We start from the raw sequence: 13,423 nt of genomic DNA, 5'->3' as shown, positions 1-13,423 counted from the left end.
GGATGAAAAAGGTTATTTTAACAAGTGCTATGCTTTGCAGTGTTTTATTTGGAGTTCAAGAGTATGAGGCCAATTTAGCAGGGCATATTATCATAGATTCTAAAAGTACAGTAAAACCTCCTAAGGATGCTCCTGATTTTTTTAAAACTTATGGGAAATTTGCAAATATCACTAGAGAAGAAAAAATTGGAACTTTTAAATCTAAGGGAAACAGGGAAACAGATTTTTATTTACCTTTTAAAAATCAACCTATACAAGGACATAGTGGGATAAAATATATTCCAAAAAAAGATGTTTTTTGGGTAATTAGCGATAATGGCTTGGGTAAAAAGTATAATTCTTATGATTCTATGCTTTATGCTCACGAGTTTAAATTTGATTTTAAAAACTCAAAATACGAACTTTTAAAAACAGTTTTTTTTAAAGATAGTGATAAAAAATACCCCTATCCTATAACCACCGAAACAACCAAAGAAAGGTATTTAAGTGGGGCTGATTTTGATACTGAGAGTATACAGGTTATCAATGATGAATTTTATATAGGTGATGAATTTGGTCCTTATTTGCTTCATTTTGATAAGAATGGGAATTTGAAAGAAGTTTTTGATGTGTATGTGGAGGGTAAAAAACTTATTTCTCCTGATAATCCAAGTTTAAAATTTAGCGATAAGCCTGATGGAGAAAATGAGAAATTTAATATCAAGCGTTCTAAAGGCTTTGAAGCTATGGCAAGCTCTAAAGATGGTTCTAAACTTTATTTGCTTTTAGAAGGAAGCATTTATAATAACAACGCTTATGAGAATGAAAAAGGTAAAGAATATCTAAGAATCATAGAATTTGATGTAAAAAATAAAAAATTCACCGGAAAAACTTATAAATATTTCTTAGAAGATAAAAGCCATTTCATAGGTGATTTTAATATGATAGATGATAAATACGGCATCATCATAGAAAGAGATCAAAAAGAAGGCACTAAAGATAAGGCTTGCAAAGAAGGTGAAGATACTAAGCATTGTTTTAATAATGTAGCTCAATTTAAAAGAATTTATAAGGTTAAATTAGATGATAAAACTCATGAAGCTCAAAAAATTTCTTATATAGATCTTTTAAATATTAAGGATAGAAATAAAATTTCTAAAAAGCCTTTGGTAAATGATAAATTTGTTTTTCCTTTTGAAACCATAGAAGGTGTGGATATAGTAGATGACTCTCATATAGTTATAGAAAATGACAATAACTTTCCTTATTCTTCAAGTAGAGAACCTAATAAGACTGATGATAATGAGTTTATTTTGCTTGAAGTAAAAGATTTTTTAAAGAGTAAATGATGTCCAAAGTTATTTTAGTTGTGCTTGATGGCTTAAATTGTAAAAGCACTAGTATAAATATGGGATATTTAAATGCACTTTGCAAAGAGAATTTAGGCAAATTTTATTCTTTAGAATGCGAACTTCCTAGTATGTCTCGTCCTTTATACGAGTGCTTATTAACAGGCGTAAAGCCTGTTTTAAGTGGGATAATTAATAATAAATCGAGTTTTTCAAAACAAACAAGCATTTTTGACCTTTGCAAAGAACAAGGCTTAAAAGCTGGAGGCGCAGCTTATCATTGGGTTTTTGAGCTTTATAATAAAAAAGAATTTATTCCTTCTTTACATCGCCATATAGAAGATGAAAATTTAACTTTACCTTATGGACATTTTTATTATGAAGATGATTATTTAGATTCTCATTTATTTGCAGATGGAGAGCATTTAAGAAACAAATATAATCTAGATTTTACTCTTATACACTCTATGAATATAGATGATGCAGGACATAAATTTGGCTCACACTCTATCGAGTATGCTAATAAAACCAAAAAAGTTGATAATTTGATTTCTGAGTATTTGCCTACTTGGTTAGAACAAGGTATTAATGTAATCATCACAAGCGATCATGGTATGACAGAGGGTAAAAGTCATGGAGGCTTAAGCGAAGATGAAATTTTAGTGCCTTTTTTCACTTTTGGTAGTGCTTTTTCGTATGAAAATGCCAAGATAAAACAGGATGAAATTTGTGGCAGTGTCTGTGAAATTTTAGGACTTAAACACGATAAGAGATATAATGATGAAATTTTAAAGGCCAAAAAATGAAAGAAAAATTTCTAGCCTTTTTAAGTATTTTACCTTTTTTTATAGTTTTTACTTTTTTTATGATAGCACCTTTGATTTGGATTGTTTTTAATGCTTTTTATGTAGAAGAGGATGAAATTTATTCTTTAGCCAATTTTATACATATTTTTGAGTCCAAATTCTATCTACAAAGCATTATAAATTCTTTACAAATCAGTTTTATTTCTAGTATTTTTGGACTTTTAATAGGGCTTTTGGCGAGCTATTCTTTATTTATTTTAGCTCCATCAAAAATATGTAATTTTCTCTTTTCTTTAAATACTATGATAAGTAATTTTTCAGGAGTTCCTTTAGCTTTTGCTTTCATTATAGTTCTTGGAAGCAATGGTGTAGTTAATGTGTTTTTGAAGAATTTAGGTATAGAGCCTTTTGTTAGTGTTTATGCTAATTTTGGGGTAAATATTGTTTATGTGTATTTTCAAATTCCTTTGGCGATCTTGCTTTTGCTTCCAGCTTTTAAAAGTTTTGAAAATTCACATTTAAATGCTTGTAAAATGTTAGGTGGAGGCAATTTTTTATATTGGTTAAAAATAGCTTTGCCTTTGCTCGCTCCTGCTTTGTTTGGTGTTTTTGTGATTTTATTTGCCAATGCTTTTGGAGCTTATGCGACTATTTATGCTTTAAGTTCGGGAAATTTTAATGTCGCTCCTGTAAGAATCGCTGCTTTAATCGCAGGCGATATCAATCTTGATCCTTATATGGCTAGTGCTTTAAGTATCATTATAACTATTATCATGCTTGTTGTTACCTTTATAGCCAATTTCCTTTCTAAAAAATATAATTTTAAGGTGCTTTAAATGAATGAAAATTTGAGTTTAAAAGCTAAAATTTATCATTATGCAGTTTTGTTTTTGGTTTTTTTGTTTTTAGCTTTGCCTTTAATGGCTACTTTTTTATATTCTATTTCCACTTCTTGGGGTGTAAGTGTTTTGCCTGATGATCTTACGCTTAAATGGTATCAAGAACTTTTTCATGACGAAAGATTTTTACTTGCTCTTTGGCATTCTTTGCTTGTTTGTGTGGGCAGTATTTTACTTTCTGTGATTCTTGTTTTTCCTTTGGTTTTTGTGCTAAATTATTATTTTTTAAAATTAAAAGCCTTTGTAAATATACTTATTATCATGCCTTTTGCTGTACCTCCTATAGTTAGCTGTGTGGGGCTTTTGCAACTTTGTGCTGACAATATAGGAGGCACAGCTTGGATACTCATTTTTACTTATTTTACTATAGCTTTGCCTTTTATATATAGGGCTTTAGATAATGCTATGTCTAATGTCAATTTAAATGAACTCATCGCATCTAATGCTATGCTTGGAGGTTCTTTAATGGGAGCGATTTTTAAGCTTGTCTTGCCTAATTTAAGAAATGGAATTTTGGTGGCAGTTTTTTTAAGTTTTTCTTTTTTAATAGGCGAATTTTTATACGCAAATATTCTTGTAGGAAGTGCTTATGAGACTTTGCAAGTTTATCTTTATAATATCAAAAATCAAAGTGGGCATTATTCTAGTGCTTTGGTAATAGTTTATTTTGTGTTAATTTTTATAACAACTTTTATAGCTAGTTTGATTAAGGAGTAAAAAATGGCTTATTTAAAGATTAAAAATTTTAAAAAAGCTTATGGGGATAAAATTATTTTTGAAGATATTAATTTTAGTGCTAAAAAGGGTGAGTTTATAACCCTTTTGGGCCCAAGTGGCTGTGGAAAATCCACTCTTTTAAGGTGTATAGCAGGGCTTAGCCAAATTAATGGAGGAAAAATTTCTTTAAATGATAAAGATCTTACTAAATTAAGTCCTCAAAAAAGAAATATAGGTATGGTTTTTCAAAATTACGCTCTTTTTCCAAATCTTAATGTTTTTGAAAATGTAGCTTTTGGTTTAAAGATCAAAAAAATGGATAAAAAGGACATAGAAAAAAGAGTGAAAAAAATGTTAAAACTCGTCGAGCTTGAAGAATACGCTAAAACTTATCCACATAAGCTTTCAGGCGGACAAATGCAAAGAGTGGCTTTAGCAAGATCTTTGGTGACTAAACCTGATTTACTTTTGCTTGATGAGCCTTTATCGGCACTTGATGCTAAAATTCGTAAGCATTTAAGGGTGCAAATTAAAGAAATTCAAAAAGAACTTGAACTCACCACTATTTTTGTAACGCACGATCAAGAAGAAGCTTTAGAGTTATCCGATAGGATTATTTTAATGAATGAGGGTAAAATCATACAAAATTCCAACGCAAACAATCTTTATCTTTTGCCAGAATCTCATTTTGTGGCTAGCTTTATAGGAAATTACAATATTTTAAGCCCTAAAGAGCTTGATAGCTTGGGTTTAAAACACGATTTTAAAAAAGATATAGCCTTGCGTCCTGAAACCATAGAAATTTCTAACGAAGGCTTAGAGGCTAAGATCAAAGAAAAATCATTGCTAGGTAATATCATACGCTATAGGGTTAGAGTGCAAGAAATTGAATTTAAGGTAGATACTTTAAATTTTAGCACTCATAGTACTTATGAAGCAGGTGATAAAATCGCTTTAAAATTCAATCTTTCTTTAGCAAAAGAGTTAAAATGAAGCTTGTTTTATTTGATTTAGATGATACTTTAATACAAGGCGATAGTGCTAAACTTTGGCTTAAATTTTGTGTTGAAAAAGGTTTTTTACCTCAAGAATATTTAGAAAAAATCATTTTTTATCAAAAACAATATCAAGAAAAAAAGCTTGATATGGATGAATTTATGACTTTTTTTCTTCAAAGTGTTAAGGGTAAAAATGAAGATAGAATTTCATCTTTAGTAGATGAATTTATAAAAATTTATATAAAACCTTATGAAAAAGCTAAAGAACTTATAATCAAATATCAAGATCAAAGGTGTATTATAATTTCAGCTACGGCTGAATTTTTAGTTAGAAAAATCGCCTCTTTTTTGGGAGTGAGAGAAAGCATAGCCATAAAATGCGAGCGTGTGGGTGATAAATTTAGTGGAAAAGCTTATGAGATTTATAGCTTTAAGGAAGGCAAGGTTTTAAGACTTAAGGAATATTTGGGTAAAGATTATGAAAAATGGATGAAAGATTCTTATTTTTTTAGTGATTCTATCAATGATTTACCTTTACTAGAGTCTGTTAGCAAAGCCTTTGTATGTAATGGTGATGAAAAAATTTTAAAAATTGCAAAAGAGAGAAAATATGAAATTTTAACTTTTTAAGCTATAAGCGTGAAAATTCACGCTTATTCTAATTCATATTTTTTAATTAAAGTATTATAAAATCCATCAGTTTTTGCTTCATCTATGCCTTTGTTAAATATTTCAATAATATCTTTTTGTTTATTTTTATCAAAAGCAAAACTAAAGCCTTCTCCTCCATCTGTTTCTTGGTAGAAACTTACCAATTCTGGATTTTCAGCTAAAAAACCTTTAGCAGTATCTTGATCAGCTACAATAGCATCGATTTTGTTGTTTTTTAGTGCTAAAACAGCTATGTTTAAATCTTTATTGCTTTGTACTTGTGCATTTTTGATAGCTTTTGCAGTATTTTCTTGTAAAGTTCCTAGTTGAACTCCTATTTTTTTACCTTCTAAATCATTTTTCGTTTGAAGAGAGTCGTTGTTTTTTAGCTTAAGATAAAGATTTTTACTCATATAATAAGGTTTGGTAAAATCAACACTTTGTCTTCTTTCGTCAGTTGCGCTCATAGCTGAGGCAATCATATCGATTTTGCCAGCTTTTAAAGCAGGAATCAATCCATCGAAATTGGTTTCAACCCAAACAATTTTAATACCATTTTTTTTGGCAATCTCTTCAACCAAATCAGTATCAAAACCTGTAAGTTTTGAGTTTTCTTTATAATTAAAAGGTTTATAATTTGGAGCAGTTCCAACCTTTAATTCTACACTTGCATTTGATTCTTTATTTTTAGAATCACTACAAGCACCTAAAAATAAACCAACTAAAGCAACTAGAGCAATGCTTAATATTTTTTTCATTTTTTTCCTTTGATATAAAATGTTTTAAAATTATACTTATTTTAAATTTATATTTAATTAAGTCTGGATCAATTTTTAGAAAAGTTATATTAATGTTGTGCTTTTAGATAATATTTAAATAATTATAAAAGTATTTTTTTAATATTTAAAATAAAATTTTATTTAAGAATATATTAATATAAAATTTGTTAAATTTTCATTAAATTTAAATATTGAAAAATAAAATATCAAATTAATATTTTATTTTATAATCAACTCAGGACATACGGGATAGTGTTGCAAATAATCAATTTGCGATAAATCAAAAGGATTTATTTTAGTGAGAAATGAGATGAAAAAATATTTTAATATTTTTAAAAATTTTTACAAATAAGACAAATGCAAAATTTGGATTGGGCGTTTGTAGTGTGGTTTTATCTTCTTCGGTTTGTTTTGCGGCGGTTCAGGCTACAAGCAAGGATGGAAAAATTTTTTATATTTCTGAACATTCTTTTAAGGATAATCAAGTTTATGATCTTCAAGCAGAAATTTTTAAAAAAATTAATGGAAAAAATTTCTATGCTTCTAAGTCAAAACACCCTATATTAAATTTAACTATGATTTATAATAACCCTAAATCTGGAAATAAAAATTTATCCAAGCTTGAAATTTTAACTCCGGATATTTCAAAAGAAGAGATCATAACAGCTTTTAGCACTTTAGGAACCGTATCTTCAGATACTCAAGCCGTTCCTAGTTCTTTTATACCTTTTATTGTAACAGCTTATGCTCAAAATACAAATGCAACAAATAATAAACTTATATTAGAAAATGGAGAATTATCTTCTGTGTATTTTTGCAAACCAAGCATAGGGGATTGTGGAGTGCCTAATAATTCTCAAAAAGGTGATCGTTTTAAGTATTTAATTACTGCGGCGTTTACTGACGGGGGCGGGGGATTTAACAATCAAACCATTTTAAAAGAAAACCCCTATATCAATATGGGTGTAGAAAATATCTACACCTTGCCCTTAAATGGAGCTCCTTATATTTCAGGATCTTTAGCTTTTGATGGTGAAGCTAAAGACAATAAATTAATCTTAGAGTCAAATACAAAAATTGACCTTCATAATTCGCAGTATTTTTCAGATGAAGAAGGTAAGGATATTTATGATGAAAGAATTACTCGTTTAATGGGAGCTTTTGGCATAAATTCTAATTTATAGAACAATAAAGTTCTTATCGATTCAGCTAATATCGTCCTTCATGGGCCAGATGGTGAGTATACAGCTCGTTCGACCTTTGAAATTTTAGGTGCTTTAGCTGATGTAAATAATCTTAAAAAATACAATGTAAGTAAAAATTCCGTAATAATTAAAAATTTAAATTTAGATTTAATGGTAAATTCGCAAAATAAAATAACTTTTTATGATGCTGTTTTATTTGGAGAAATTTATGGCGGAAGAACATTACAGGGTAATGCAGAGAAAAATTCTATAGAAGTTTATCATTTTAACTCATTAGATCATCTTAATAAAAACATTAAAACACATGCATCGTTAAACCTCTATGGTGGGTATTCTAACGATGGTGAAGCTAATGGAAATAAAATTGTATTTCGCCTTAAAAAGCCTTTAAAAATCAGTGATAATTTTTATGGAAAAAATTATCACAATCTTTACGGAGGTTTTGCTACAGAGGGTGCGAATTTTAATGTTATTGATATACAAAATGATTTAACCTATGAAAAAGTTCCACAAAATTATTCTGATAAATTTACCGTATATGCGGCAAGAACTTTAAGTGGAAAAGCAAATAATAATACCTTAAGTATAAAAGATTCTGTTATTTCATTGCCTTTATATGCTTTTATTACAAGTGAAACTACGCTAGAAGGTATAGACTATATCGCCGATGAATCAAACAATAATGAAGTAAATTTTGAAAATATTAAATCATCTAAAAATTTAAGTTTGATGATCAATACTAAAAATGTTTCAAATAATAAAATAAATTATAATCTCATTCAGAGTTTAATCGAAGCGAGTTCTTTAGGAAAGGGTTCAAAAATTATTTTAAAAGCAACTCAAAATGCAAATAACAACCTTATAAAGCTTAAAGATTGTTCTTCGGCTGCTGTGGAAAGTTCGTACATCATAAAAGCAGATAAAGAAAGTGCTTTTAATAAAATCATCATCAACAACACAGCTTTTAGCACTGCCTCAGATAAAAGACAAGGTTATGTGGGGTTGATAGCTGGAGTGTCTGCAAATTCTCATGATAATATCATGGAACTTGTTAATTTAAATATAGATGAGTATAAAAATCAAGATGCTATATTTTTAGCTCCATCTGGAACTTCGGATATTTCAAATTTTAAATCTTATAACAATACTTTATATTTAGGTGGAGAGTTAAATTTCTTTAAAGATGTAAATATCGATTTGCTTTCTGGTTCTGTTTTTCATGAAGTAAATAAAAAAGGCAAAATAATCACTCAAATTCTACCGCATCAAGAAGATTTTTCTAAAAATAATCGTTTGATTATAGATACTCAAGATGTCAAATCAGAAGTGGTAAATAACTTTGAAAATTTTACTTATTTTACCAAATAAAATAAAAATCCTATCTTGACTATAGAAAAACTTATCAATCTTCCTGCAAATGGAAGTATGGAAATTTTTACTAAAAATAAACCAACAAAAGGAAAATATATTCTCATACAAAGTGATGTTGGAATTTATGATGGTGACAATGGATTGTTAAATCAACAAGAATTAGAAAATTTGTTAGAAAAAATGAAAAATAATAAAAATAAATTTAATTACAACAAGATAGAAAAGTTGGCTAAAAGTACATTGAAAAATGTAAATTTTTAGCTTTGAAGTTTCAGATGATGCAAAAATAATTTATATCAACATACTTTAAAGGAGAGTAACATGAAAAAGATGAGTAAACATATAGTTTTATCATTTGCGGTGAGTTCTTTACTCTTTTCTCAAGCTTATGCTTTGCCACAAGGAGGTAAATTTACTCATGGTACAAGTGGGACTATCCATACCTCTGGAAATACTGTAACGATTACAGGAAAAGGACAAAATCATGTTATCCAATGGGGTGGTGGTTTTAATATAGGACAAAATGAAAGTGTAAATTTTACAACTTCTGGTAAAAACTACCTAAACATTGCTTATCAAAAAGATGCTTCTAAGATAGACGGAGCTTTAAATGGCGGGAATAACAATATCTTTTTAGTTAATCCCATGGGAGTTTTGATTGGCAAAACAGGAACTATCACTGCGGGAAAATTTGTAGCTAGCACGACACCTTTAAATGATGAGAATGTTAAAACTTTTTTAAAGCAAGAAGCTAGTTTTTCTCCAGCATTTGATGTAAGCAAGCAAGGAAATATTATCAATCTTGGAAAGATTAATGCAGATAATATTGTTTTAATAGGAAATAAGGTTGAAATCAATAAAGGAAAAATTACTTTGGATGTATTAAAACTTGAAGGTAATAAAGTTTATGTTGATGCTGGAGTGGTAAAAGATACAAAAAATATCGTAGCCAAAGCAGAGCAAGAAGCTATCATTCAACAAAGCATAACAAGTTTTGAAGAAAATGGAGCTTTATTGGGTAATTCTAGTAGTAAATTTAGTTTTGATGATAGTAGTAAAGTTAAAAACTGGACTAAATATGGAAGTATTGCGGATGCAACAGAATGGAATAAATTTGCTGATTTTTGGAATGTAAATAAAGAAAAATTTAGAACAGCTTTTGATCATTTTCGTTTGATTGATGATATTGATTTTAGTGGCGTGAAAACATACATAGTAGGTGATAATACAAGCAATGCTTTTGCTAAATCTTTCGATGGTTCTGGTTATGCTTTAAAAAATGTTAATATTAATTCATCAAATCAATATGTAGGAATTTTTGGAGTTGTTCAAAATAGCTATATAAGAAACCTTAATATTCAAGGATTGAAAATTGCTTCAACTGGTTATGATGCTTATGTTGGAGGTATAGTAGGGCAAAATATTGCAAACAGTTATACGGGTTTTGAAAATGTGACTGTTAATGATCTCGTTATTAATACAGCTGTAAATACTAAAGTTGGCGGAATAATAGGCTGGGGAAATGGTAGTGGAGGGAATAACACTATCAATTTTACAAATGTTGCTATTAATAATATAAGTATAGTAGCAAAAGAAGGTTCTTATGTGGGTGGCATAGGCAGACAAATTGATGGTGGTAATTTTAATAATGTTGTGGTTAATGACATAGAAAAACTTATAACTTCTGGGAATGATAGTAAAACAGGAGGATTTACTGGAAAAGTTGGAAATTTAAAGATTAATAATGCTTGCTTATTTTTATAAAAATGGAGCAATTTTGAATGCTGGAAACTATAAAACACAAGCTGGAAAAGTTATTGGTGATCCTGGAATTAGTGTAAATAATAATTTTAGTAATATTTATGTTTATCATAATTTAGAAAATGGTTACATTGATGAAGGACAGAATTTTTTTAAGTCTGTGCAATATAATAATGAAGTAACAGGAAAAAAAGATTTTGATAGTGCTGTAAGAAAGAAATTTAACGATATAAAATATCTTGATAATAATTCTTATGCTTTTGCTGATTCTTTTACCAAGGTAACAGATGCTGTGAAATTATCCAAAGACGACTTTGACCCTAAATTGCTTCAAAGAATTTTAGATGATTTGATGAATGGAAAATACACTTATGATTTTGATACCAAAACTTGGATTTACGCAGATAGCAAGGGTGTGGCAGGGGAAAATGAAGCCAGTGAGATCACTCAAAGTTTAAATTTCTTAAATACATTTAAAGATACTGGAGTAGAACAAGAATTTTTAAAGTTATGGCAAGGTTCGCAAGAACAAAGTTATAAAAATTATACCAATCTTTATGAAAAATGGACGCAAAAGAAAACTGCTATGGATAAAATCAAAACCGGCAAAGGTTGTTTCGCTAGTTTTAAAGAAGAATTACAAAAATACCAAGAAGCCTTAGCTCAACTTGACAAAGAAAATAAAAACTATGAAAAAATCAAAGAATCAGGCTTAGTTAGCGATGAAACGCTTAGAGTTATGTATGCAAAACTTTTAGAACAAAAAGAAGCTCTTGAAAAGCAGTTTGCGGATCTTAGTGGAAATGAAGGATTTCACTATAAGCTTGAAAATGAGATTCTAAATTCTCAAGGTTTTGCTATAAATGGAAGCGATGTAGATGGTAAAGTGTACACTGGAAAATATAATTTTGAAGGAAAATTAGCCTCATTGCCAGAAAAATCAAATATATCTATCTATGAGCCAGATAAACAAAAAAAGAGGGAGGGGGTGAAGATCCAGACAAACCTTCTGTATTGCCGCCTGAAATTCCTGAAAAGGTTGTAGAAGCTCCTATAAAAATTCAAACTAAAGTAGACACAAAAAAAAGATGATGATCAAGTGGACATAGGAAAAACAGATGCTAGAAGTAGTGGTTTGCGTTGTATTGTAAGTGATAATTTTAAGACAATGAACATTTGTGTAAATGCAAAATAGGAAATAAAAATGAGAAATTTAATCTTATTGCAAGTATTTTCACATGCTGAAGAGCTAAATAATAATAAAATAAGAGAGCTTATAGAAAGCTCTTCTGAAGCAAATGGACCACAAAATAAAAATTAAAAAATACATTAAAAAATCAAAAAAGCCCTGTAAATTTTAAAGAGCAAAATACTACAAATATTGCAAATTTACAAACTGATCAAAATGAAGCTAAGGTTTTTGTAAGAGAGTATGTTTTGCATATCGATAATAAAGATTTGACATTTAAAAAATTAAGAATTAGCGAAAAATAAATTCAAGATGCAATAGCTGAATATCGCAACCAAGAATTAAGCTTACAAAATTTAAAAGATATAACAAACATTATAGCTTATTATTGTCAATTAAGTAGCCATCCTTCGGCAACTGCTTATATACCACCGCAAGATTTAAGTTCTAATAAAGTGCAAATTAACATAGCTTTTGGAACTTTTAGGAAAAGTAATCATTAAAAACAACTCAGGTGTCAGAGATTATGCTTTAGAGAGTAAATTGAACAAAAATCTTAAAGGGAAAGTTATCACAACTAAAAATGTGGAAAATGAAATTTATAAAATCAATGAAATATACGGAATCCAAACCAATGCTAATTTACAATCAGGTGATGGTTGTGGAGAAAGCGATGTTATTATAGAAGTAAACAAAGGTGAGATAGTGTAACTTTAACTTTATATTCTAACAACTATGGGACTAAAGAAACAGGTCGTTTTAGAGCAGGAATGAGTCAAAGTTTAAACAATATAGCAAGATAAGGGGATAACTTAAATTTTTATCTTCAAGATAGTGATGAAAATCAAACAGATTATGGGATTAATTATAGTACTTTTATAGGGAATTTAAAAATTACTCCATTTGCAACTCAAGGACATTATGTTCCTGGCAGAATTTATAGAAATCTTAGTTTTTATAGGGATTCTATGAATGTTGGAGTAAATTTTTCTTATCCTGTGTTTTTATATACTGAGTATTCTTTATATCTTGTTTCGGGTTTTACTCATAAAAAGATTGATGGTTTAGTAAGCAATGAAAAAGCGAGAAATAGTGTAAATTTGGGCATAGAAAGAACTTATAGAGGTTTGGAGAATAATGTCCTAAGTTATACTTTAAATTTTATATATGGTAATGTTGAAAATGATGGTGATTTTTCTGGATTTAATGGAGTAAATTTAGGAAATTTTGGAAAAATGAATTTAAATTTAAGCAACAAATATCAATTCTAAGAACGCTTAACTCACATTTTTCAACTTAATTATCAAAAAGTTATCAGCGATGCTGTTTTAGATAGTAGTGAATCCGTATCTTTAGGTAGACCTTGTGGTGTATGTGTTTGTTTAGAAGGTGAGGGAAGTGCGGATAATGTTGTTTCTGTCACCTTGGGAATAAGATTTCAAGCACCTTTAGAAGGGCTTTACTCGACTCCTTTTTATGATATAGGGTATTCTTGGTATGAAAATAAAGAATATCAAAGTGAAAATCATTATCTTATGGATGCAATGGGTATACAAATACTCTATACAAGAAGTGCTAATTTTTATGTAAAAATGGATGCTGCAAGAGCTGTTCATCGGTTTAAACACGATGGAGAACATCGAGCAAGAGTTTATGCAAGCCTAGAAAAATACTTTTAACTTTGGGGTGATTGGAAAATCCCCCCCCCCATTTTTAAAC

At 29.1% G+C, this 13,423-nt stretch carries 15 protein-coding genes and 1 pseudogene; 15 read left to right on the top strand and 1 reads right to left on the bottom strand.

Annotation, left to right across the window (positions count from 1 at the left end):
* Positions 1 to 2: 2 nt before the first annotated feature.
* Genes FBF10_RS02375 through FBF10_RS02350 form a run of 6 tightly spaced genes read left to right on the top strand, consistent with a single transcriptional unit; the run spans position 3 to position 5,378 of the window.
* Positions 3 to 1,328 (top strand): esterase-like activity of phytase family protein, encoded by a 1,326-nt coding sequence (locus FBF10_RS02375; RefSeq protein ID WP_002888884.1) that lies wholly within the window; start codon positions 3 to 5, stop codon positions 1,326 to 1,328.
* Complete coding sequence (locus FBF10_RS02370) at positions 1,325 to 2,134, top strand: alkaline phosphatase family protein (RefSeq protein ID WP_014516750.1); 810 nt, start codon at positions 1,325 to 1,327, stop codon at positions 2,132 to 2,134. The genes FBF10_RS02375 and FBF10_RS02370 overlap by 4 nt, the downstream gene beginning before the upstream one ends.
* Positions 2,131 to 2,970, top strand: coding sequence for an ABC transporter permease subunit (locus FBF10_RS02365; RefSeq protein ID WP_002867839.1), 840 nt, complete (start codon positions 2,131 to 2,133; stop codon positions 2,968 to 2,970). Before FBF10_RS02370 ends, FBF10_RS02365 begins: the two co-directional genes overlap by 4 nt.
* A complete protein-coding gene (locus FBF10_RS02360; RefSeq protein WP_002867838.1) occupies positions 2,971 to 3,750 on the top strand; it encodes an ABC transporter permease in 780 nt (259 codons plus the stop codon).
* A 3-nt stretch (positions 3,751 to 3,753) separates the two neighbouring features.
* On the top strand, positions 3,754 to 4,743 hold the full coding sequence (locus FBF10_RS02355; RefSeq protein WP_002776579.1) for an ABC transporter ATP-binding protein: 990 nt from the start codon (positions 3,754 to 3,756) through the stop codon (positions 4,741 to 4,743).
* Entirely contained in the window at positions 4,740 to 5,378 is a 639-nt protein-coding gene (locus FBF10_RS02350; RefSeq protein WP_002867837.1) for an HAD family phosphatase, read from the top strand. The genes FBF10_RS02355 and FBF10_RS02350 overlap by 4 nt, the downstream gene beginning before the upstream one ends.
* Before the next feature lie 23 nt (positions 5,379 to 5,401).
* Here the strand turns inward: FBF10_RS02350 and FBF10_RS02345 are convergent, their stop codons facing one another.
* A complete protein-coding gene (locus tag FBF10_RS02345) occupies positions 5,402 to 6,157 on the bottom strand; it encodes a basic amino acid ABC transporter substrate-binding protein (RefSeq protein ID WP_002867836.1) in 756 nt (251 codons plus the stop codon).
* Positions 6,158 to 6,488: 331 nt separating this feature from the next.
* On the opposite strand from FBF10_RS02345, the pseudogene FBF10_RS08730 reads away from it, so the two are divergent.
* The 9 genes and pseudogenes from FBF10_RS08730 (at position 6,489) to FBF10_RS08700 (ending at position 13,383) form a co-directional block, all read left to right on the top strand.
* Positions 6,489 to 7,208: pseudogene (locus FBF10_RS08730) on the top strand (hypothetical protein).
* A 325-nt stretch (positions 7,209 to 7,533) separates the two neighbouring features.
* Complete coding sequence (locus tag FBF10_RS08725; RefSeq protein ID WP_171907714.1) at positions 7,534 to 8,751, top strand: hypothetical protein; 1,218 nt, start codon at positions 7,534 to 7,536, stop codon at positions 8,749 to 8,751.
* Between the two features lie 15 nt (positions 8,752 to 8,766).
* Positions 8,767 to 9,015, top strand: coding sequence for a hypothetical protein (locus tag FBF10_RS08720; RefSeq protein WP_171907715.1), 249 nt, complete (start codon positions 8,767 to 8,769; stop codon positions 9,013 to 9,015).
* Between the two features lie 60 nt (positions 9,016 to 9,075).
* Entirely contained in the window at positions 9,076 to 10,518 is a 1,443-nt protein-coding gene (locus FBF10_RS02330) for a filamentous hemagglutinin N-terminal domain-containing protein (protein WP_207306559.1), read from the top strand.
* A 157-nt stretch (positions 10,519 to 10,675) separates the two neighbouring features.
* Positions 10,676 to 11,560 (top strand): hypothetical protein, encoded by an 885-nt coding sequence (locus tag FBF10_RS08555; protein ID WP_052854782.1) that lies wholly within the window; start codon positions 10,676 to 10,678, stop codon positions 11,558 to 11,560.
* A gap of 449 nt (positions 11,561 to 12,009) precedes the next feature.
* Positions 12,010 to 12,207: a POTRA domain-containing protein gene (locus FBF10_RS08715; RefSeq protein ID WP_223212451.1), complete on the top strand. Its 198-nt coding sequence runs from the start codon at positions 12,010 to 12,012 to the stop codon at positions 12,205 to 12,207.
* On the top strand, positions 12,179 to 12,415 hold the full coding sequence (locus FBF10_RS08710; RefSeq protein ID WP_020246950.1) for a hypothetical protein: 237 nt from the start codon (positions 12,179 to 12,181) through the stop codon (positions 12,413 to 12,415). Before FBF10_RS08715 ends, FBF10_RS08710 begins: the two co-directional genes overlap by 29 nt.
* 257 nt (positions 12,416 to 12,672) lie before the next feature.
* The gene (locus FBF10_RS08705) at positions 12,673 to 12,975 is read left to right on the top strand and encodes a hypothetical protein (protein ID WP_032596287.1); all 303 of its coding nucleotides are present in this window, start codon (positions 12,673 to 12,675) and stop codon (positions 12,973 to 12,975) included.
* Positions 12,976 to 13,128: 153 nt separating this feature from the next.
* Positions 13,129 to 13,383, top strand: coding sequence for a hypothetical protein (locus FBF10_RS08700; protein WP_020246953.1), 255 nt, complete (start codon positions 13,129 to 13,131; stop codon positions 13,381 to 13,383).
* Positions 13,384 to 13,423 lie beyond the last annotated feature (40 nt).

The organism is Campylobacter sp. CFSAN093249, from assembly GCF_011067895.1.
Taxonomy (GTDB): domain Bacteria; phylum Campylobacterota; class Campylobacteria; order Campylobacterales; family Campylobacteraceae; genus Campylobacter_D; species Campylobacter_D jejuni.
This window is presented reverse-complemented; position numbering and strand designations above follow the sequence as displayed.